The sequence below is a fragment of the Yersinia massiliensis CCUG 53443 genome, from assembly GCF_000312485.1.
GTDB lineage: Bacteria > Pseudomonadota > Gammaproteobacteria > Enterobacterales > Enterobacteriaceae > Yersinia > Yersinia massiliensis.
The window spans coordinates 380,679-402,376 of sequence record NZ_HE997646.1 but is presented as its reverse complement, the minus strand read 5'-3'; the positions used below and the strand labels follow the sequence as shown (position 1 = coordinate 402,376).

Genomic DNA, 21,698 nt, shown 5'->3' with positions numbered 1-21,698 from the left:
AAATAAACAAAAGAGGCTACCCTAACGGGTGGCCTTTTTTGCTTTTTTACTATCAAAACCAATCCAGAAAAATGAGGCTCCTTAATAAGTTACCTCAGATTACTAGCGAACTCCGATGACTCAGTCTAGAGCCATCAGGGCTGGCTGAGGGCCAGTTGACGTTGGTGTTTTTTATCTAGCTTCCCGCTTAATACAACCAATAGCAGGGCTACTATCACGATCACACCACCGATCCATGGGGTTTGGGCTAACCCAACACTACTGACAGCCTGACCGCCAATGATTGATCCTAAGGCAATACCTACGTTGAATGCCGCGATATTCAAGCCGGAAGCAACATCAACAGCATGTGGCGCATATTCTTCAGCTTTCTGGACGACATAGACCTGTAAGCCGGGGACATTGCCAAAGGCAAAAATCCCCATAATCAGCAGCGTAATTAATGCGGCAATACTGTTGTTGGCACTGAGTTGGAAAATGAATAACAAAGCTGCCAATGCGGCAAAAATAAAACTTAAAGCCGGTACCGCACCATGGCGATCTGCTAATTTTCCTCCCCAGATATTACCAATGACCACTGATATGCCATACGCCAATAAGATCCAACTTACAGCGCTTGTTGAGAACCCAGCGAGTTCTTGCATGACGGGAGCCAAAAAAGTAAACATGGTGAAGAACCCGCCGTATCCCAACGTGGTAATGGCATATATCAGTAACAAACGTGGGTGAGTGAATACCTGTAATTGTTGCTTGATACTGGCAGTGGATTTATTCGGGATATTGTTGGGCACTAGAATGGCACTGGCAAGAATAGCAACAGTACCAATCAAGGAGACGGCCAAGAAGGTTTCTCTCCAGCCGAAATGCTGACCAATAAATGTTCCGAGTGGAACCCCCGTCACCAATGCTACTGTCAATCCCCCAAACATAATGGCAATCGCTGAGGCGGCTTTCTCTTTAGGAACTAGGCTAGTGGCAATTGTTGATCCGATTGAGAAAAATACACCATGGGCTAAACCCGTCAATAAACGCGCAAAGACTAATGATTCATAACCTGGCGATTGCCATGCGAGTAAGTTGCCTAAGGTGAATAACACCATTAATCCAACCAATAGCATCTTACGTGGGATACGCCCTGTTAATGCCGTTAATACGGGAGCACCGATAGCAACACCCAGTGCATAGATTGAAACTAATAAGCCAGCAGAAGGGATAGAAACCCCTAATTGTTCAGCAATAGTCGGTACTAGCCCAATGATGACAAACTCTGTGGTTCCAATAGCGAATGCACTGATGGTCAGTGCCAGTAAAGCAAATGGCATTATTTACTCCAAAATAAGTCAAGTTAATAGCGGCCATTATCTGCTCATGGTTAAATGACAAAAATGCTTAAAATATCAAAATATTTTTGCTGGAGTGGCAATAATGAAAGCTAACTCAGATGAATTGATGACCTTTGTCACCGTTGTAGAATGCGGCAGTTTTAGTCGTGCTGCAGAGCAACTGGAACAAGCAAATTCGGTTGTGAGCCGTACCGTCAAAAAGTTGGAGAGTAAACTTGGTGTGACGTTGCTAAACCGTACAACCCGACAAATCAGTTTGACTCACGAAGGTGAGCACTATTTTCGACGTGTACAAAGTATCTTGCGAGACATGGCGACAGCAGAGAATTAAATATTAGATAACCAATTGAATCCTAAAGGGCTATTACGTATTGATGCCTCTACACCTGTGGTATTACACATTTTGGCGCCATTAATAGCCGAGTTTCGCCAACGTTACCCTTTGGTCACTCTATCGTTGGTATCATCTGAGACTTTTATTAATCTTATTGAGCGAAAAGTCGATATCGCTATCAGGGTAGGTACATTACAAGATTCAACTTTGCGAGCTAGGAAGCTAATGACCAGTTATCGCCATATTCTAGCCTCACCTGCATACCTCCAACAGCATGGAACTCCACAGACGGTAGTAGACTTACAGCATCATGTTTGTTTGGGATTTAATGATTTACCGACATTTAATCGCTGGCCATTGGCTGACTCTGATGGTCAGCTCTATGAGATAAAGTCAGATATCACGTCAAACAATGGTGAAACTCAACGGCAGTTGTGCCTTGAAGGAAATGGAATTGCTTGCTTATCGGATTTCATGGTTCAGCAAGATCTACAACGCGGGGATTTGATTCCAGTATTGGCAGAGCATACCTTGCCCGTGGCGATGCCCATTAATGCTGTGTATTACAGTGATCAAGCTGTGAGTAATCGTCTGCGTTGCTTTATTGATTTCATAAATGAACGCCTATCTCCGGTAATCAAAACTAAATAAAAACCACCTCGTATGAGGTGGTCGAATGATCATGTTGAAAGCTATACATCCCACTGAGGGGCTAGTCCTTCTGGGCTAACCAGCCGTTCCCCACGGTCCAGCGTTGCAATTAACGCCATATCCTCAGCACTAAGGTGTAAAGTTTGCGCCAACAAGTTACTAGCCAAATTATTCACTTTGGTTGATGACGGGATAACACTATAACCTAACTGCATTGCCCAACTTAAAATAACCTGTGCGGGTGTGGCATCATGCTGCTTTGCAATGGCGTTGATGATAGGTTCATCTAAGGCTTTGCCGTAAGCTAGAGTCATGTAAGAAGTGATTGAAATATCATTTTCTTTTGCAAACTCAACCACTTTTCTATTTTGCAGTAACGGAGAGAGTTCGATCTGGTTGGTCGCTATTGCTTCTTTGCCTATTGCCGCGATGGCCTGTTTCATCAAATCGATGGTGAAATTGGAAATGCCAATCTGGCGTGTTAACCCTAATGCTTTAGCTTCCATTAACTCAGTCATAAATTCAGTAACAGAAACTTCATCATTCGGTGAAGGCCAGTGAATTAATGCTAAGTCAACATAGTCTGTTTTTAGCTTCTGTAAGCTCTCTTGCAGGCTAGGAATCAATTTTCCTTGCGCCAAATTAGCAATCCAGATTTTAGTTGTGATAAATAACTCACTACGTTTGATACCACTTTGTGCGATAGCATTGCCGACGGCAGCTTCATTTTCATAGATTTGAGCGGTATCAATAGCACGATAGCCCAACTTCAAGGCTTGGCTTACCGAATCGATAGCAACTTGGTCTTGAAGGCGAAAAGTTCCTAGGCCAAATACAGGTATGCTCATCATAGTTCCTTGTTTTGCGAATAGTTGTTTGGTTTCAGAGACAATGAATAATTTTCTCTCGACCAGAGATCGCGCTAAGCAATACCCGTCCGATGAAAAACTGAATGAATTATGACAAGTGAGTTATCAGCAAAAAACGTGATATTAGACATAATACTTTTGATTAAAAATCAAGTATCGCCATGTTAGAGGGGGAGATAGAAATAGACTCTTGCTCATTTTGCGGGTTTTTTATCAATTGGCGGCTTATTAGTGCATTATGAATGACATAGCTTGGATCTACCTTTGCTCATCCAGAGAACGCCACGATGTGGTGGGTAAAAGAAATTACTGGGTGGAAAAAGTGGGCGTATAATCAGAGCAGTATCAGCAGTTGTCACTTCAAAAGCTAACGTGATTTTGAATAAGGAATAGACCACCAAAGTGCCGAAACGAACATATGCAATGCGGTATGTTGCAGGTCAACCGGTTGAACAGATATTCCCAGGCTCAGCAAAACAGTTGGGGCAGGGGCTACCGCCAGGGGCACCATTACCGACATCTGAATTTCTACGAGTGATGGTGTGGAATATCTTTAAACAGCAGCGAGCCGAATGGCTGTCTGTGCTTAAAGAGTTCGGACGTGATGCTCAACTGATGTTACTGCAAGAAGCACAAACAACACCCGAGCTGGTGAGGTTTGCTACGTCTCACTATCAGGCCGCAGACCAAGTTCCTGCTTTTGCGTTGCCTCAGCATCCTTCTGGTGTGATGACCTTAGCCGCGACTCACCCAGTCTACTGCTGTCCATTACGTGAGAGAGAGCCATTACTACGCTTGTCTAAATCGGCATTAGTCACGGTCTATCCCATTCATGATGGTCGCTTATTGATGGTCGTAAACATTCACGCGGTAAATTTCAGTCTTGGTGTTGATGTCTATAGTAAGCAACTTGAGCCGATCGGCGAGCAAATCGCCATGCATCGTGGTCCCGTTATTTTGGCTGGGGATTTCAATGCTTGGAGTCGTCAACGAGTGAATGCGTTGCAGCGTTTCGCTCAAGGGGTAGGGCTGGAGGAAGTTAAGTTCCTAGCGGATAATCGCAGCCGAGCATTTGGGCGGCCACTTGATTTTGTGTTTTATCGGGGGCTCACGCTGGCTGATGCCTCTGTGTTAGTGACTCGGGCCTCTGACCATAACCCACTTTTAGTCGAATTCGAACCATAAAAAAAGCACCCCGAAGGGTGCTTTTTAACAGCATTAATCGCGATTCTAGCTCTACGTATCCGGGGTCGATTTGCCGTTAACGAATAACGTCAATTTTAAGCCTGGTTGTAAATTATTAGCTTTGCTGACTACCGAATTCCATCGCATCACATCATTGGTGTCTACACCGTGACGCTTGGCAATACTGGCAAATGAATCACCCTTACGGACTTGATAGGTGATGCTGTTGCTGGTTGTATTGCTTGCCAGTTGCAGGGTTTGCCCAACTTTTAAGGTACTCTTGGCACGTAAGTTGTTCCAACTCTGCAAATCGCTGGTCTTGATATTCAACCGCTTGGCTATCGTAGATAAAGTATCGCCAGAGCGAACTTTATACTGCGAACTTGATGCTGATTTTGTGCTGTTCTGCGCCAGTTTAGTGGGTTGAACTGCGGCAATATCAGTATCTGCCAATGAATCTTTAAGCTGCTCAGCATGGGCTTTCGGCAACATAATATAACGAGGACCATGACCATCAGGTGCTGTTACATTGCGCTTATACCCAGAATTAAAGGATTTCAACTTTGTCAGTGACATCCCCGCCATCTCAGCCGCCTGAGTTAGCTGTATCTGCTGACCAACATCAACACGGGCAAGTGCACGGTCTTTGTCGGTTTCAGGTAAGGCTAAACCATACTTTTTGCTGTTCTTGATTAAATCACCCAAGGCCAGCATTTTTGGAACATAAATTGACGTTTCACGTGGAAGCGACAAAGCCCAAAAATTCGTCGGTTTACCCTTAGCCTTATTGGCTTTCACCGCTTGCATGACTCTGCCTTCACCGCTGTTATATGCAGCGACTGTTAACAACCAGTCACCGTCAAACATTTTGTTCAGGCGCTCCATCATATCAAGCGCTGCTTTGGTAGAAGCAACCACATCTCTGCGGCCGTCATACCATTGGTTCTGTTTTAAGCCATAATTTCGACCTGTACTCGGCACTATCTGCCATAGCCCTGCGGCGTTGGCGGATGATGTCGCGTGTGGGTCAAAAGCGCTCTCCACTATGGGTAGCAGTACCAGCTCCATCGGCATCTTACGTTTCTTAATCTGCTCGACTATCAGGTACATGTACGGCTCTGCCCGTAATGTTACATCGTGGAGATAGCTCTTATTTTTTAAGTATTTTTGCTTCTGTTCACGGATCCGGGAATTTTCCGGAACCTTCATCTTCAGCTCGTCGCTAATGAAGTTCCACAAATCTTGCTGCGCGAGGCTACTTTCACTATCCAGCCATCGCGCGCTACCCACTCGGGCACTATCTGTGTACTTTCCTGCTTCACTTTCTTGACCTGCCGAAGACAAACTCTGTGCATGCTGTTCTGGTGCCTTCACATCCTGCTTGGACGTCTGGCACCCAACAAGCAAGACTGAGGCGAGTATTATCGCTTTGGTCTTCATGTGTGTGTCAATGTAGTTGCTTAAAAGACGAGCAATCATACTTTGCTTCGACAAAAAACACAACAAAAAGCTTAGAAGCGGTCTTTCCGGGCACGTAATTCGGAAAAAACTGAGGCAAGCGAGCTTGGTGGCGAGCTTACGCCTATTTCTCTTTGTAAATCAATGTCATTGCAGCGTAAAAAAACATTAATTTTACGTTCTAAATGCAATTTTACCGGTAGGCTAGGTAGGTTTTTTGCCCGTAATTGCATGATTTCCTGTTGATATGTTGCTATCTCTTGATCTGAAGGCAAGATAGAACGGGCAAACTTAAGATTTGCGAGAGTGTATTCATGCGCGCTGCAAATTAAGGTTTCATCTGGGAGTTGCGCGAGCTGTTGAATTGACGTGTACATTTGCTCAGGAGTGCCTTCAAACAACCTGCCACAGCCAGCAGAAAAAAGCGTATCACCACAGAAAAGATAAGGTCTGCTGTAGTATGCGATGTGTCCGAGGGTATGACCGGGAACGGCAAAAACGTGGTAGTTTTGGTCGCCAATAGTCAGGTTATCACCCCCATTTACAATAATGGTGGCACCTTTGTTCGCTGTTTCTTGCGGACCATAGACCGGAATATCGGGGAGATGGTGACGTAAATCAGCCACACCCCCCACGTGATCATGATGGTGATGAGTGAGTAATATGGCCTGAGGTGTGTATTGGCCATGGCTTAGTGCGGTTAATACTGGAGCAGATTCTCCTGGATCAACGATAATGCAGTGTTTTTGCGGGTTTGCTAAAAGCCAAATGTAATTGTCTTGAAATGCTGGAATACTGATAAGATTCATTGGATACCTCTTTTGTCGACAACTAATTGAATAAGATAATATACCCGTCAAGCAGTGTTCAAATTGGCTTCTGGCTCATTCGTCTCTTGCTTGTCTTTCCCGCACTTTGACATCCATCGGGTAGAAATATGAAACCAGCGCAAACACGCCGAAAGATAGATGCGCCCGCATCCTGGGCTGAATTACCTTGGGGAGAGTATTATCGCGCGGCGATTGAGCAACAGTTACAACCTTGGTGGCCCAAATTCTTTGGTTTTCATCTACTGAAAATAGGCCATTTAAGCGCTGAAATCGCCAGTGATACATGCGCAATATCTCATCAGGTTAATGTCGCAGAAGCAGGCCAAAATATGCAGGTACTTGCTAGTGCGTACCAGTTACCCTTTGCCGAGAAATCAGTCGATGCCTGTTTGTTGTCCCACACTTTAGCCTATTCCGCTGATCCACACCGTATTTTACGTGAGGTCGATCGGGTGCTTATCGATGATGGTTGGTTGGTTATCAGTAATTTTAATCCGATGAGCCTATTGGGTGCAGGAAAGCTGGTCCCGCTATTACGCCAACAGCAGCCTTATGTTAGCCGTATGTTTACCCAGATGCGTTTGTTGGATTGGTTGAGTTTATTGAATTACGAAGTCATGTATTTATCACGCTTTCACGTTTTGCCTTGGCATAAAGGTGGTGGGCGCTTTATCAGCACCCATTTACCTGCGTTAGGCTGTGTTAGCTTGATTGTTGCCCGCAAGCGGACCATTCCACTGACTTTTAACCCGATGAAATTTGGCGCGCGTAAGCCTTGGTTCAGCCGTGCAGTGGGTGCCACTAAAAGTTATCGTGATCGACCTTGAAGACGGCAATCGATTAATTAGGAATATAGCCAGTATCTTCTAACGTCGGGGCGTTAGCGCCTTGGCGTGCAAGCTCATCGCAGCGTTCGTTTTCTGGGTGGCCGGCGTGGCCTTTTACCCATTCCCATTGCACGGTGTGAGTTTGGATAGCGTTATCCAGACGCTGCCATAAATCGACATTGCGCACCGGTTTACGATCTGCTGTTTTCCAACCGCGTTTCTTCCAGTTGTGGATCCATTGTGTAATACCTTGACGCACGTACTGGCTGTCGGTGCTCAGTGTGACTTCGCAAGGTGAGGTGAGTGCCTCAAGCGCCACGATGGCCGCCATAAGCTCCATGCGGTTATTCGTGGTCAGGCGGTAACCCGCGCTAAAGGTTTTTTCATGCTGTTTGTAACGCAAAATTGCGCCATAACCACCGGGCCCGGGATTGCCAAGGCAAGATCCGTCGGTGAAAATCTCTACCTGCTTAGTCATCTCTGGTAGACTCTTCCTATCTGTTTAAACGTTAAGTCTGACATAAACGAGCGCTATGAGCACTGGCAATATGATCGTTACACCCACCAGACAGATTGTTCTGGATACTGAAACCACCGGTATGAATAAGATGGGCGTTCATTATGAAGGCCATCGGATTATTGAGATTGGTGCTGTAGAGGTGATCAACCGCCGTCTTACCGGTAGAAACTTCCATGTGTATGTGAAACCCGATCGTCTGGTTGATCCCGAGGCGTACGGCGTGCACGGTATCAGTGATGAATTTTTGGCAGATAAACCCACATTTGCTGATATCGCACCTGAGTTTCTCGAGTTTATCCGTGGCGCGGAATTAGTCATCCATAACGCGGCGTTTGATATCGGCTTTATGGATCATGAGTTCCGTATGTTGCAGCAGGACATTCCGAAAACGGAAACCTTCTGTACCATCACCGATAGCCTGTTAATGGCACGTCGCCTGTTCCCTGGCAAGCGTAATAACCTCGATGCCTTGTGCGATCGCTACCTGATAGATAACACCAAGCGAACGTTGCACGGCGCATTACTCGATGCCGAAATCCTGTCAGAAGTTTATCTGGCAATGACTGGCGGCCAGACATCGCTTTCTTTTTCGATGGAAGGCGATCAGTCTCAGAATGAATCTTCAGAAGATATTCAGCGCATTACTCGGCCAGCGTCAGCACTGAAAATTATTTATGCTGCCGATGATGAATTGGCGGCTCATGAGTCGCGCCTTGATCTGGTCATGAAAAAGGGGGGGAGCTGTATGTGGCGGATGCCGCTTGAATCAGAAGATGGGGCAAACGCAGAATAAAACAGCACTTAGATGAAAATCTGTGCAAATGGCTTATTTTGCTGGAAAAAGTGTTGACGTTTTTACCTTCCATACGTAATATCCGTCTCGTTCTTAACCGGAACAGCAGCGTGGTGCGGTAGTTCAGTCGGTTAGAATACCGGCCTGTCACGCCGGGGGTCGCGGGTTCGAGTCCCGTCCGCACCGCCAACATTCAGAAGCCCTGAGTTAGCAATAACTCAGGGCTTCGTTGTTTCTATCCACTGTAAAAAGACCTTCGCTGTAAAAAACCTCCGCAGTAAAAAAGCTCTGCTAGCAATCATCTACAAGTAATCATTTACAAACAATTATCTACAAATAGTCCTCGGCAAACGATCCCCAGCAAACTTGCCGCCTGACTGTAGCGCCAAGTTATTTGGGGATAACTCACTATTTACTGGGTTATTTTTGCATTGCCCGCTTGCGCAGCGGTATTCACCCAGCCATCAAAGGTGGCCTGATGAGCCTGAATCCAGCCGTTCACGTGGCGCTCAATATCCGCATCTGATGATTCACCGGCGTGCATCCGCATGTTCTGAGCATTCACATCATTAATGGACAATTTCATGACAGAAAACAGCTTCGCGGCTGCGGGGTTGGCTTCAGCCCATTTTTTGTTGGCGACGATATGCATTACACTCGGCGGAAAGCCGTAATTCGCGCCATTAGAAAGCTGCGTGTCGATAGTCTTATCGGGCAGGGAAGAGAACGGCACCTGCAACCACACGACATCACGGCCCGGCACTAATACATCACTGACCCAGTAGGGCGTCCACGTGTAATAGAGGATTGGCTTACCTTCTTTGTAGCGGGTGATGGTATCGGCAATCATGGCAGCATAGTTGCCCTGATTATGGTCCACGGTGTCGCTCAGGCCGTAAGCTTTGATTTGGTGGTTAATCGGTGCTTCGCAGCCCCAACCTGGGTTACAACCCGTCAAGTCAGCTTTACCGTCATTATTCGCATCAAACAACTTGGCAATTTTGGGATCTTTTAGCTGCTCAATATTGGTGATGTGGTATTTATCGGCTGTTTTTTTGTCGATCAAATAGCCTTGTGCTAGCCCTTCAATATAGTTGCCTTGACGATAAAATTTGGCGTCGCCACCGGCTGAAGCATATTGGTCGTTATGCAGCGGCTCCCAGTTGACGGCTAAAAAGGTCGCATCACCGGCCGCAATGGACGCATAGGCGACATTGTAGTCAACTTCTTTGGTTGGCTGGACATCGTAACCGAGCTTCTCAAGGGCTTTATTGACCAGTGAGGTCTGAAAGGTTTCTTCCGAGATAGTACTTTGGAGTGGTTGGACGGTAATGCCTTTACCTGGTAATTCTGCGGCAGATAACTGAGTGCTGATCAGTGTGGTAAGGGCCAAAGCCCAGATTCCTGTCGTGCGCATAATTTTCCCCTTATTCCCATCGTTATTGGCGCGGCTAACTCGACGCAGCGCCAATGACTTTGGGTGTCATATTTAGTGCAATAATTTGAAAAGACTGAATATTTAAAATTACGGAGTATTTTTAAATGGTTTGGTGAGTAGCCCAATCGGGCCAGTTGTGTACCAGCGGCCAACGCCTTTGCTGCGGCGATCGCGGCCTAATGATTGAGTCAGGCGGTCGAGGATAATCGCCAGAATGACGATACCGACACCACCGACCGCGGCTAGGCCCATATCCAAACGACCAATACCGCGCAGTACCATCTGACCTAATCCCCCAACGGCAATCATCGAGGCGATAACGACCATCGACAGCGCCAGCATGAGTGTTTGGTTCACACCCGCCATAATGGTGGGCATTGCCAGCGGTAACTGTACTTTAAACAGTAACTGGCGCGGATTAGCACCGAATGACTCTGCTGCCTCGATAAGGTCTTCCGGCACTTGCTTAATGCCCAAAATAGTCAGGCGGACAATCGGTGGTAAGGCAAAGATGATGGTGACGACGACACCTGGGACGTTACCGATACCAAATAGCATGACGATTGGCACCAGATAGACGAAAGCAGGGGTCGTTTGCATGGCATCCAACAAGGGCCGAATGATACGCGCGGCATTATTGCTGCGCGCCAGCCATATCCCAAGCGGTAGCCCGATAAGAATACAAAAGAACAGCGAAGTCAGCACCAGCGCCAGTGTCACCATAGCTTGTGACCATGCGCCGATCGCGCCGATTGCAATCAGTGAGACGAGCGTCGCGACGCCCATACCCAAGGTGGAGAACTGCCAAGCGATCAGGGCGAAAACCAGTATTGCTACCGGTGCAGGCATACCCAGTAGTAAGTGCTGAAAACCACTGAGGATAAAGTCTACGGGCACTCGAATGCCTTGGAACAGTGGGCGAAAATGCATGACGACCCAATCAATACCGTGGGTAACCCACGAGTCTAATGGCACCCATGTGGTATGGAACGGGTCCATCAGGCTGAAATGTTCAGGTGCTGCGGTTGGTGCGCTGTTTAGCCAGTCGGTATTGTTCATTTGGCCCTGCGCTGCCTGAGCGGCAACCTCATGGCCTGCATTCCCCGCGGCACGACTACCCTCCGCCATGCTCGCACCCCAAGGGTCAGCAGCGGCTGACAGGCTCTGAGCGGGGGTATCCGTCACCGTCGATGCTGTAGATGCAGCGGCATCGGTCGCCCATGGGTTATTGACTGTTTGGTCATTGACCTGGATTTGATCACTCATTTGGCGTCTCCTTATCCAGAGCCTGCAACAGCATGGCTTTGGAAATAATACCGATATAACTGCTGTCTTCACCGACGACTGGCACCGCGCACGGTGCTTGAGCGACCAGAGAAATCAGCTCACTGAGGGGCATCTCTGCGGGAACCGGTGCGGGATCAGCCAGCAAAGCGCTGTCCAACGACTGGTTCTCAGCCAAGGCTTTTTTCAGTGAATCTATCGATACCACGCCAATAAACTTCTGCCCGCGCTCCAGCACATAGCCATAGTCGCGGTCTTCATCTTGCAGCAGTTTTAACGCTGAACGTGGGCCGAAACCCGGTGTTTTACGGATCAAAGATACTGGGCGACGACGGGCAATATCCTTGGCGCTAAAGACATGACTAATGTCAACGCCACGGAAGAAGGTGCGCACATAGTCATTGGCCGGTTTGTTCAGTATTTCATCCGGCGTGCCGACCTGTACTACTTCACCGCCCTGCATAATGGCAATACGATCGCCAATGCGCATGGCTTCATCCAGATCATGAGAGATAAACACAATGGTTCTTTGATGTTTGGCCTGTAACTTGACCAGCTCATCTTGCATCTCGGTACGAATTAATGGGTCGAGCGCAGAAAACGCTTCATCCATTAATAGGATATCAGGGTTATTTGCCATGGCTCGGGCCAAACCGACGCGCTGACGCATCCCACCAGAGAGTTCATCAGGATAAGAATGGGCGTAATTATCCAGACTGACTTGGCGCAATGCTTCCATGGCTTTTTCATGACGCTCCTGTTGAGGAACGCCAGCCAGCTCCATACCGAATGCGGTATTATCGAGCACATTTAAATGAGGCATCAATGCAAAGGATTGGAAGACCATACTGATCTTATTACGGCGAACAGTGCGCAGTGCACTATCAGATATTTTGGCAATATCTTCGCCATCGATGAGGACTTCACCACGAGTAGGTTCTATCAGACGATTGAGAAGGCGTACCAGGGTGGATTTACCCGATCCGGATAACCCCATGATGACGAATATCTCGCCTTCTTCAATGGCCAGATTGGCATCTTTAACGCCAACGGACAAACCTGTTTTAGCAAATATCTGCTCTTTATTCTTACCGGATTCAAGCAGCTTAAAAGCCCGTTCGGGATGTTCTCCAAATATTTTATATAGATTCTTTACTTCGAGTTTAATTGCCATGCAACTGGTGTATTCCTCTGTCAATTTTGAATTATATTTATTCGATCGATATTATCCTGATGAAAAAATAGAGCGCCATATACCCTAACACAATGAGAATCTGAGACAACCCTCAATGTTCTTATAATCAAACTCAGCGCGATAACGACAGCTATATATATCTTCCAGAAGGGTTAATTTACATGCGTTAATATTGTGGTTTTTTAGGTGTTGTGAATCGACTAATATTGTCGATAAATCCTATCGATAATTAGGTTGTTATTGGGTTGAATATCGAACATATAGGATTAATATTTTTACGTACTATTAATGATTATATTTCGCCTGATTTTAGGTGCCCATTAGCCACGAAGAAAAGCCTAGTCTTCAGCTTGGATAAGACCCTTTTTCCATCAAGAAAGAAGCGCTGAGTTCCCCTTATACTCTGCTCTGTCGCTAAATGCATTGCCTGATAATAATTTCAGATTCCACTGCTAAATGAGGGCTCTGGACAGCCAAAAGAAGAGTGGGGAGACGATCGTTTTTTGGGGTGCGGAGAGGGAAGTAATGAACGGAAAAAATAGGCAACCTCATAGCGGCTGCCTATTGGCCTTAGATGCCCATTTTTTACACCCAGATGATGAGGGTGAAAACCGAGATGAAAAAGTTTAAAAATCCCAATCTTCGTCTTCGGTATTGACCGCTTTACCGATCACATATGAGGAGCCAGAACCGGAGAAGAAATCGTGATTTTCGTCCGCGTTGGGGGATAACGCAGCCAAAATCGCGGGGCTGACCGCCGCCTGACCTGATGGGAATAAGGCCTCATAGCCTAAATTCATTAATGCTTTATTGGCATTGTAATGCAGGAACTTTTTGACATCTTCTGTCCAGCCGACTTTATCATACAGGTCTTCGGTATAGCGGACTTCATTATCATATAAGTCTTGCAACAGATCGAATGCGAAATTCTTTATTTCTTGCCGGCGGTTATTATCAACTTTCTCTAAACCTTTTTGGAATTTATATCCAATATAATATCCATGTACCGCTTCGTCGCGAATAATAAGGCGAATAAGATCGGCAGTATTGGTTAACTTTGCTCTACTAGACCAATACATTGGTAAATAGAATCCCGAATAGAATAAGAATGACTCCAAGAATACACTGGCAATTTTTTTCTTGAGTGGGTCATCATTATGGTAATGCTGAAGAATAATATCGGCTTTCTTTTGCAGTGGGCCATTCTCCTCGCTCCAGCGGTAGGCATCATCGACATCTGATGTTAGGCAAAGTGTTGAGAAAATGGAGCTGTAGGAACGGGCATGCACCGCTTCCATAAAGCTGATATTTGAGAATACCGCTTCCTCGTGAGGCGTGATCGCATCTTTAATCAGTGCGGGTGCCCCTAATGTATTTTGAATCGTATCCAGCAATGTTAGCCCAGTAAAAACACGAATAGTCAGTTGTTGTTCATTCGGGGTGAGTGTTGCCCAAGAGGGAATGTCATTTGATAGTGGGACTTTCTCCGGTAGCCAGAAATTTGCCGTCAAACGGTTCCAGACTTCTAAGTCTTTATCGTCTTCAATTTTATTCCAGTTGATGGCGCTGACACGCGAGATTGGTTTTACTGTGTTCATAGAGAGACTTCCTTATTAACCCAATTCTGTTTATTTACAGCGAGCAGGAAAATTTACAGCGAGCAGGAAACACAGCCTTCGACTTCCGTGCCTTCGAGTGCCATCTGACGCAACCGAATGTAATAAATCGTTTTGATCCCTTTTTTCCACGCATATATCTGCGCTTTATTAATATCGCGGGTGGTGGCGGTATCGCGGAAAAACAGTGTCAGTGATAACCCTTGATCAACATGCTGGGTCGCTTGTGCATAGGTGTCGATGATCTTCTCCGGCCCAATTTGATAAGCGTCTTGATAATATTCAAGGTTATCGTTAGTCATAAAAGGCGCGGGATAATAGACGCGTCCAATTTTGCCTTCTTTGCGGATCTCAATCGGGGAGACGATGGGGTGAATGCTTGATGTCGAATGGTTGATGTATGAAATCGAACCAGTCGGCGGAACGGCCTGCAAATTCTGATTATAAATGCCATGTGCCATCACGGATTGGCGCAATGCCGCCCAATCTTGTTGGTCGGGAATATGAATACCTGCGTCGGAAAAGAGTGCCTGTACTTTGGCGGTTTTAGGCTGCCAGCGCTGTTCGATATATTGAGTGAAATATTTTCCCGAAGCATAGGTTGATTCATCGAAACCTTTAAAGTGACAACCTCGTTCTATCGCCAACAAGTTAGAGGCACGGATGGCATGATACACCACGGTATAGAAGTACATATTGGTGAAGTCGAGCGCTTCTTCCGAACCGTAGAACATGCGTTCGCGTGCTAGATAACCGTGCAGATTCATCTGCCCCAGACCAATGGCATGGGATTCCTGATTGCCTTTATCAATAGAAGGCACTGAGCGAATATTGCTCATATCTGAGACTGCTGTTAGCCCTCGGATCGCGGTTTCAATGGATTTGCCAAAATCGGGTGAATCCATGGTGTGGGCAATGTTCAATGAACCCAGATTACAGGAGATATCTTTGCCAATGTGGCGGTAACCAAGGTCATCGTTATATTCGGAAGGGGAATTTACCTGCAATATTTCTGAGCACAGGTTGCTCATATTGATCCGGCCTTTAATCGGATTGGCACGATTGACTGTGTCTTCAAACATCATATAGGGGTAGCCGGATTCAAACTGGATTTCTGCGAGGATCTGGAAGAATTCGCGAGCCTTTATTTTGCTTTTGCGAATGCGCTTGTTATCGACCATTTCACGGTATTTTTCGCTGATGCTGATTTCAGACATCGGCATGCCATAAACCTGTTCGACGTCATAAGGCGAGAATAGGTACATTTCTTCATTATTCTTCGCCAGTTCAAACGTGATATCAGGAATCACCACCCCCAGTGACAGGGTTTTAATCCGGACCTTTTCATCGGCGTTTTCTCGTTTGGTATCGAGAAAGCGTAAAATATCCGGATGGTGGGCATGAAGATAGACCGCTCCAGCACCTTGGCGCGCACCCAGTTGGTTGGCATAAGAGAACGCATCTTCCAGCATTTTCATGATTGGAATAACGCCGGATGACTGATTTTCGATTCGTTTGATAGGTGCGCCGACTTCACGAATGTTGCTCAGCAGAAACGCAACACCGCCACCTCGCTTGGATAATTGCAACGCTGAATTTATCGAGCGGCCAATGGACTCCATGTTGTCTTCCATGCGCAGCAAGAAGCAGGAAACGAGCTCGCCACGCTGTTTTTTACCGCAATTGAGGAAGGTTGGGGTCGCGGGTTGGAAACGGCCAGAGATGATTTCCTCAACCAATTCTCGGGCAAGCTGCGGGTTGCCGGCCGCCAGTGTCAGGGCGACTAAGCAAACACGATCTTCATAACGTTCCAGATAGCGTTTGCCATCAAAGGTTTTTAGCGTATAGCTGGTGTAATATTTAAACGCGCCAAGGAAGGTCGGGAAGCGAAATTTCTTGCTGTAAGCCTGCTGGAATAGGCTCTTGATAAAGCTGAAATCATACTGATCCAGCACCTCTTTTTCGTAATATTCCTCTTCCACCAGATAATCAAGTTTCTCCTGTAAATTATGGAAGAAAACGGTGTTTTGATTGACGTGTTGCAAGAAGTATTGCCGCGCCGCCAGTCGGTCTTTATCAAACTGGATACGCCCGTCAGCGTCATAGAGATTCAGCATCGCATTCAGTGAGTGATAGTCCAGCTCACTATTAGATGGATCGGTGATTTTCAGTTCTGTCGTTGCCAAAATTCAGTTACTCCCTTGCGCACGTTAGCCACATCTTCTGCTGTACCCAGTAGTTCAAAGCGATACAGATAAGGAACCAGGCACTTCTCGGAAATGATTTTCCCTGCCAAGCAATAGGCGTCGCCAAAATTAGTGTTACCCGCGGCAATAACGCCGCGGATCAATGAACGGTTATGGGGATCATTAAGAAATCGAATAACCTGAATCGGCACAGCACCTATCGGGCTACCACCGCCATAACTGGGTACTAACAAAATATAGGGTTGCTCGACCCGTAACTTTTCTCGTGCACCTGCGATGGGGATGCGCATCGCAGGGAGCGCCAGTTTCTCGACAAAACGATGAGTGTTTTGTGAAGAGCTGGAAAAATAGACCAGCGGGTTCATTCCATTGTCCCCGTTAAGCACCGACAGCTTGAGCCAGAGCGCTTATTTTGTCGGGGCGAAAACCAGACCAATGGTCGTCATGGGTAATAATCACAGGAACTTGCTGATAGCCCAGTGATTTAACATGATTTAATGCTTGAGAATCTTCTGTTAAATCAACTACCTGATAAGTAATCCCTTGCTTATCTAAGGCGCGGTAGGTGGCATTGCACTGGACACAATCGGGTTTGCTGTAAATAATAATGCTCATGATTCGCATTTACCTTTTGCATTGAGGAAAGGCGTAATTAGGCGGTTGTTGGTGTGTCATGACGACCGGCCCCTGATAATCATCCACAGTTTTATTTCCGTAGGTGATGAATAAATACTATATCTAGTATTTATTTAATTCAACCACACTACATGTAGTTATTTGTGTGCAATTTATGAGTTGTATTGTGGCGAGGCTGCCAGCACGGGGCTGACAGCCGAGATGAGTCATAATGAGCAGGCTAAAAATATTTTTAATGCGGAATTATTCTTACTACAAAATAGTGGCGGGAGGAGTTTCTCACTGACGCAGGCTAACCGCTAAGCGGTTAAAAGCATTCATGATACTGATGGCGAAAGTTAAATCAGAAATTTCAACATCGGTAAAATGCGCTTTTAACGCCTCGAAAATGTTGTCAGGTGTACCGCTGGTGGTGATATTTGTCACGGCTTCTGCCCAATCCAATGCTGCTCGCTCCGCTTCACTGAAGGCATGGCTTAACCGCCACCCCGCGATGGTGTCCATTTTAGCGTCATCAAAGCCACTCTCACGCAGGAATTTACCGTGCATATTGAGGCAGAACGCACAGCCGTTGATCTGTGAAACCCGCATGAAGATCATTTCTATCATTGCTTTTGGCAACGAACTTTTATCGAGCGTCAGGGATGTATTTACCAATGCTTTGTAGGTCACTGGAGAGAGTTCGGAGAAATAAAGACGTTGCTTGACCATGATATTTACCTGTGAGATTTGCTGCGAAACAGGTCGCTACTTTAGCAACACCATGGCCTATACTGTAGGGCCATAAATGACTTATTTTAGTGGGGCATGATGAAGGTGTTATCGCGCCTATTGAACTTGGATCGTCACCAAAACGAACCGGTTTATCGCCAGATTTATCAACGTATTAAAGATGCCATTGTTCAGGGCGCATTGTTACCTGATACGCGGGTGCCATCGGTGCGCGCATTGGCCAGTGAAGTGGGGGTGGCGCGAGGGACGGTAGAAAATGCCTATGCCCAGTTGATTGCTGAGGGGTATTTGCAGAGTCGAGGGCAGGGGGGAACTTACGTATCGCCCCAGCTCATTGATGTCCCTTTATTGCCATTGAACAGTGTCGTGGATAATTGCCCACCGATAGCCGTTAACAACGCGCTATCGGCTAATCGTATGATGGCGCTGCCGTTTCAGTTAGGGCTACCTGCATTGGATGCTTTCCCTCGCGCGCAATGGGGGCGAATGATGGCTAAGCAGTTGCACAATATGACCGCGGCATCTCTGGGGCATCCACCTGTCACCGGATTACCCGCCTTACGTGAATCTATCGCCCACTATTTACAACTTTCTCGGGGATTCAGTTGTCAGCCTGAGCAAGTCTTTATTTGCGCCGGTTATCAATCATTACTGGATTTGGTGGTGAGCACTTTACTCAAACCAGGTGATTGCGGTTGGCTAGAAGACCCGGGCTATCCTGCCACTGAACCTTTGATCCGCGAGGCTGGCTTGATCCCGTATCCGGTAAAGGTGGATGACGAAGGGATGGATGTGGCTGCTGCTATTCAGTCTTGCCCGCACGCGCGTTTTGCCATTGTCACGCCAGCCCATCAAAGCCCCTTAGGTGTTGCGCTGAGCTTAGTACGGCGTATAGCACTATTGGATTGGGCGGAACAACAGCAATCTTGGATCATCGAGGATGATTATGACAGTGAGTTTCGCTATCAGGGGCGGCCGCTGCCTCCGCTGAAAAGTATGGATAGGCAAGGGCGAGTGCTCTATGCCGGGACATTCAGCAAGGTAATGTTTCCAGCGTTGCGATTGGCCTATCTGGTGGTTCCACCCGAGCTGGTGGCGATTTTTAATCACCGCTGTCAGCTGCGAACCTGTGCTTGTCCACCGCTAATACAAGCCAGCGTGGCGGAATTTATGAATCAGGGGCATTTTTATCGTCACCTTAAGCGTATGCGCCACTTATATGCTGAGCGTCGCGAGCGGTTATCGACCAGCTTAATGTGCCAGCTTGCGGGGATCGTTGAGGTTGAGCGCCAATCAGGGGGCATTCAGCTATTGGCTCGGTTGGACAACCAGTTTGTTGACAAGGAGATTGCTGCTGAAGCACAACGTCAGGGATTGGCGATTCAAGCACTATCTGACTGGGGATTGGCGCAGAGAGTCAAACGCGATGAACGAGAGAATGGTTTGTTGATGGGGTTTACCAATCTGACGTTGGAGACAGAAACTGATCAACTGGTGGCTCGTTTGGCAAAAATAATTCGTTCTGCCTCTGAGGGATAAAACGGAGGGATAAAAAATGTTGGCCCAAGATGTCGCACATCTGGGCCACCGATAAAGCAACTATCATTAACCACAGCTAACGATCACTAACCACAGTTGAAGTAGACACAGCAATGAGGGCTATTGATTGATGGGCTAATCGGTTAATCACATGAGTTAACGGCGTGCCAATAGCACTCCGAGTACGATACCCACTGCGGCACCAATACCAACACCTTGCCATGGCTTATCGCGGATATAGTTGTCAGCATTGCCAGCCACGTCGCGAGCATGTTGCTTCAGGCTGGTGGAACCGCTGAAACGCGCTCGCGCATCACGTAATACACCCTCAGCATTCTGGCGAACCTTGGTCAGTTCCTCTTTCGTTTTCTCACCTGATGAACGCAAGACATCGTCGAGGGTATCTGCCAGAAGGGTCACGTCCTGATCGAGATCTCTTTCAACTTTTTCTGATTTCTTGAACATTTGACTCTCCATTTGCTTGATGAACATTAAGCATAGACTAACAATCAGCGGGTAAATCGGCTTCAAGAGTAATCCGAAGGTAAGCCGCACGAATGGCACCCATCGTGACAGGGGGCATTTTGTACATTTGGTTACTTAGCGAAACCAATGACTCACGGAAAGAGCAAATTCATTCCTCTATGATTCTTTCCAACGGCCCCATCAGGGGCTTAGCGAAACAAACTCTGAGGATTTGAAAATGAAAAAAGTATTAGCGCTGATCGTTGCTGCAACTATGGGTCTGTCTTCTGTTGCTTTCGCTGCTGAAACAACTGCAGCCGCTGCAACACCAACAGCACCTGCTGCAACCAGCACCACCGCAGCGCCCGCTGTAGAAAAAGCAGCTCCAACTAAACATAAAAAACATAAAGCCACCAAACAAACAGCAGAACAGAAAGCACAAGCGGCAAAAGCCAAGAAACACGAGAAGAAAGCCGCAGTGCAAAAAGCACAGGCAGCTAAAAAACACGAGAAAAAAGCACCCGTTCAAAAAGCACAGGCTGCTAAAAAACACGTGAAAAAAGCACCAGCTCAAAAAGCACAAGCCGCTAAAAAACACCATAAAGCTGCTAAAAAATCAGTGACTGCACCTGCTGCATAAGGATCTCGGAATGCGGGGTTGAGCCCCGCACCGCCTAACCTATTCCAAACACCTGATGAAGATCGGGTGTTTTTCGTGCTTTCATGTGATCCGCGCTTGCTGCTTTCCCCCGTTTCCTCGCCACAGATGCAGACGTTACTCGCGTGTAGACTATTCCGAAATAGCCGTTTCGAACCAATAAATACGTGGTTTCCCTTATTTATTGCGGTAAGGTCCCCCAATAGTAGTTAAAAAAAGGGGAAGTCAATGTATTTACGGCCAGATGAAGTGGCTAGAGTGTTGGAGAATGCTGGCTTTGAGCGGGATTACACGGTTGATCAGGCATACGGCTACCGCAAAGCAGAACACTACGTTTATGTTAACCGCGAAGCCCGCATGGGCAGAACTGCATTGGTTATCCATCCTGCGCACAAAGATAAAAGTTTACTGTTTGCCACGCCGACAGCAACGCTTCGTATCAGTGATAAATATGTAGAGTTCCCACTCTATCTGGCGGGTGAGGCTGAAGACCGTTATGGTATCGCACACGGTTTTAGCTCAAGAGAAATGTTATTGCGCTATCTGAACAGTATGTTTCAGTAAATTTGACGCGCGAGCCTACCGACATAAAATTTATTGCGCCGTCGTGCCGCTATCAATGCAGTACGGCGTCAGCTTCCGGATTAAATCGCTGATTATACTGGCGGCGAAATTGCGCTAATTCAAAGGCGTCTAAATCCAACTCAGCAAAATAGAATAATGCTGCTTCTGTGTGCTCAGCGGAAAGGATAGGCGATATATGGGCGCGAATCAGAGAGTTGCGCCATTGCATCACGTTCTCGTCGGAAGGATCTTTAATAAAGGTTTGATAGATGAAAACCAAATAGGCCGCCTTTCTCACATCTTCAGCATAACCATTGCTGGTGGATCGGATAAACATTTGAGTTGGGCGTTGCCCCATTTCTTGCAACATCGACTCAATATAGATGGGTTTAATCTTCAGTAAGTTAGCCAGTGTATCCACCGCCTTGCGGGTATCAGATGTCAAAACACGGTAGCCCACAATAAAAACCACGATCAAAACAGCAATCATTATCCACGTCATTGAGTGTTTCTTTGCGCCATATAAAGTGAAATTAATAACGTAAAATTATCTG

The 21,698-nt window shown here is 46.8% G+C and carries 21 protein-coding genes, 1 tRNA gene and 1 pseudogene; 8 read left to right on the top strand and 15 right to left on the bottom strand.

What is annotated here, in order from left to right; genetic code table 11:
- Positions 1-134: 134 nt before the first annotated feature.
- Complete coding sequence (locus tag BN68_RS16600; RefSeq protein ID WP_019212296.1) at positions 135-1,322, bottom strand: MFS transporter; 1,188 nt, start codon at positions 1,320-1,322, stop codon at positions 135-137.
- Positions 1,323-1,425: 103 nt separating this feature from the next.
- Here BN68_RS16600 and yafC point away from each other — a divergent pair.
- A pseudogene (gene yafC / locus BN68_RS16595) lies at positions 1,426-2,328 on the top strand (DNA-binding transcriptional regulator YafC).
- Between the two features lie 41 nt (positions 2,329-2,369).
- Here the strand turns inward: yafC and dkgB are convergent.
- Complete coding sequence (gene dkgB, locus BN68_RS16590; RefSeq protein ID WP_019212295.1) at positions 2,370-3,176, bottom strand: 2,5-didehydrogluconate reductase DkgB; 807 nt, start codon at positions 3,174-3,176, stop codon at positions 2,370-2,372.
- A gap of 423 nt (positions 3,177-3,599) precedes the next feature.
- Here dkgB and BN68_RS16585 point away from each other — a divergent pair, with 423 nt between their 5' ends.
- A complete protein-coding gene (locus BN68_RS16585) occupies positions 3,600-4,382 on the top strand; it encodes an endonuclease/exonuclease/phosphatase family protein (protein WP_071822463.1) in 783 nt (260 codons plus the stop codon).
- A 51-nt stretch (positions 4,383-4,433) separates the two neighbouring features.
- Here BN68_RS16585 and mltD read toward each other — a convergent pair whose 3' ends face one another.
- The gene (mltD, locus tag BN68_RS16580) at positions 4,434-5,822 is read right to left on the bottom strand and encodes a murein transglycosylase D (RefSeq protein ID WP_019212293.1); all 1,389 of its coding nucleotides are present in this window, start codon (positions 5,820-5,822) and stop codon (positions 4,434-4,436) included.
- A 71-nt stretch (positions 5,823-5,893) separates the two neighbouring features.
- Complete coding sequence (gene gloB, locus BN68_RS16575; protein WP_019212292.1) at positions 5,894-6,649, bottom strand: hydroxyacylglutathione hydrolase; 756 nt, start codon at positions 6,647-6,649, stop codon at positions 5,894-5,896.
- Between the two features lie 128 nt (positions 6,650-6,777).
- Here gloB and BN68_RS16570 point away from each other — a divergent pair, with 128 nt between their 5' ends.
- Complete coding sequence (locus BN68_RS16570; RefSeq protein ID WP_019212291.1) at positions 6,778-7,497, top strand: class I SAM-dependent methyltransferase; 720 nt, start codon at positions 6,778-6,780, stop codon at positions 7,495-7,497.
- A 13-nt stretch (positions 7,498-7,510) separates the two neighbouring features.
- Here the strand turns inward: BN68_RS16570 and rnhA are convergent, their stop codons facing one another.
- Positions 7,511-7,975, bottom strand: a complete 465-nt coding sequence (gene rnhA, locus BN68_RS16565) for a ribonuclease HI (RefSeq protein WP_019212290.1) — start codon at positions 7,973-7,975, stop codon at positions 7,511-7,513.
- Positions 7,976-8,045: 70 nt separating this feature from the next.
- Here rnhA and dnaQ point away from each other — a divergent pair, with 70 nt between their 5' ends.
- Both dnaQ and BN68_RS16555 read left to right on the top strand, forming a co-directional pair.
- Entirely contained in the window at positions 8,046-8,810 is a 765-nt protein-coding gene (gene dnaQ / locus BN68_RS16560) for a DNA polymerase III subunit epsilon (protein ID WP_042806869.1), read from the top strand.
- Positions 8,811-8,922: 112 nt separating this feature from the next.
- Positions 8,923-8,999 (top strand) — tRNA-Asp (locus BN68_RS16555).
- Between the two features lie 223 nt (positions 9,000-9,222).
- Here BN68_RS16555 and proX read toward each other — a convergent pair.
- The 8 genes from proX to BN68_RS16515 form a co-directional block, all read right to left on the bottom strand.
- Positions 9,223-10,227, bottom strand: a complete 1,005-nt coding sequence (proX, locus tag BN68_RS16550; RefSeq protein WP_019212289.1) for a glycine betaine/L-proline ABC transporter substrate-binding protein ProX — start codon at positions 10,225-10,227, stop codon at positions 9,223-9,225.
- A 108-nt stretch (positions 10,228-10,335) separates the two neighbouring features.
- On the bottom strand, positions 10,336-11,514 hold the full coding sequence (gene proW, locus BN68_RS16545) for a glycine betaine/L-proline ABC transporter permease ProW (RefSeq protein ID WP_019212288.1): 1,179 nt from the start codon (positions 11,512-11,514) through the stop codon (positions 10,336-10,338).
- Positions 11,507-12,706 (bottom strand): glycine betaine/L-proline ABC transporter ATP-binding protein ProV, encoded by a 1,200-nt coding sequence (gene proV / locus BN68_RS16540; protein ID WP_019212287.1) that lies wholly within the window; start codon positions 12,704-12,706, stop codon positions 11,507-11,509. Before proV ends, proW begins: the two co-directional genes overlap by 8 nt.
- Before the next feature lie 647 nt (positions 12,707-13,353).
- Complete coding sequence (gene nrdF, locus BN68_RS16535) at positions 13,354-14,325, bottom strand: class 1b ribonucleoside-diphosphate reductase subunit beta (RefSeq protein WP_019212285.1); 972 nt, start codon at positions 14,323-14,325, stop codon at positions 13,354-13,356.
- A gap of 53 nt (positions 14,326-14,378) precedes the next feature.
- Entirely contained in the window at positions 14,379-16,529 is a 2,151-nt protein-coding gene (gene nrdE, locus BN68_RS16530) for a class 1b ribonucleoside-diphosphate reductase subunit alpha (RefSeq protein WP_019212284.1), read from the bottom strand.
- Positions 16,511-16,915 (bottom strand): class Ib ribonucleoside-diphosphate reductase assembly flavoprotein NrdI, encoded by a 405-nt coding sequence (nrdI, locus tag BN68_RS16525; RefSeq protein ID WP_019212283.1) that lies wholly within the window; start codon positions 16,913-16,915, stop codon positions 16,511-16,513. Before nrdI ends, nrdE begins: the two co-directional genes overlap by 19 nt.
- A gap of 13 nt (positions 16,916-16,928) precedes the next feature.
- Positions 16,929-17,165: a glutaredoxin-like protein NrdH gene (gene nrdH / locus BN68_RS16520; RefSeq protein WP_019212282.1), complete on the bottom strand. Its 237-nt coding sequence runs from the start codon at positions 17,163-17,165 to the stop codon at positions 16,929-16,931.
- 300 nt (positions 17,166-17,465) lie between these two features.
- Entirely contained in the window at positions 17,466-17,897 is a 432-nt protein-coding gene (locus BN68_RS16515) for a carboxymuconolactone decarboxylase family protein (protein WP_019212281.1), read from the bottom strand.
- Between the two features lie 96 nt (positions 17,898-17,993).
- Between BN68_RS16515 and pdxR the strand changes: the two genes are divergently transcribed.
- Positions 17,994-19,457, top strand: coding sequence for a MocR-like pyridoxine biosynthesis transcription factor PdxR (gene pdxR / locus BN68_RS16510; RefSeq protein ID WP_019212280.1), 1,464 nt, complete (start codon positions 17,994-17,996; stop codon positions 19,455-19,457).
- A gap of 156 nt (positions 19,458-19,613) precedes the next feature.
- Here the strand turns inward: pdxR and BN68_RS16505 are convergent, their stop codons facing one another.
- Positions 19,614-19,922, bottom strand: a complete 309-nt coding sequence (locus BN68_RS16505) for a DUF883 family protein (RefSeq protein WP_019212279.1) — start codon at positions 19,920-19,922, stop codon at positions 19,614-19,616.
- 238 nt (positions 19,923-20,160) lie between these two features.
- Here BN68_RS16505 and asr point away from each other — a divergent pair, with 238 nt between their 5' ends.
- Positions 20,161-20,562: an acid resistance repetitive basic protein Asr gene (asr, locus tag BN68_RS16500; RefSeq protein WP_019212278.1), complete on the top strand. Its 402-nt coding sequence runs from the start codon at positions 20,161-20,163 to the stop codon at positions 20,560-20,562.
- A gap of 246 nt (positions 20,563-20,808) precedes the next feature.
- Complete coding sequence (locus BN68_RS16495; RefSeq protein ID WP_019212277.1) at positions 20,809-21,144, top strand: DUF2002 family protein; 336 nt, start codon at positions 20,809-20,811, stop codon at positions 21,142-21,144.
- Positions 21,145-21,196: 52 nt separating this feature from the next.
- Here the strand turns inward: BN68_RS16495 and BN68_RS16490 are convergent, their stop codons facing one another.
- Positions 21,197-21,646: a DUF1198 domain-containing protein gene (locus BN68_RS16490; RefSeq protein ID WP_019212276.1), complete on the bottom strand. Its 450-nt coding sequence runs from the start codon at positions 21,644-21,646 to the stop codon at positions 21,197-21,199.
- Positions 21,647-21,698 lie beyond the last annotated feature (52 nt).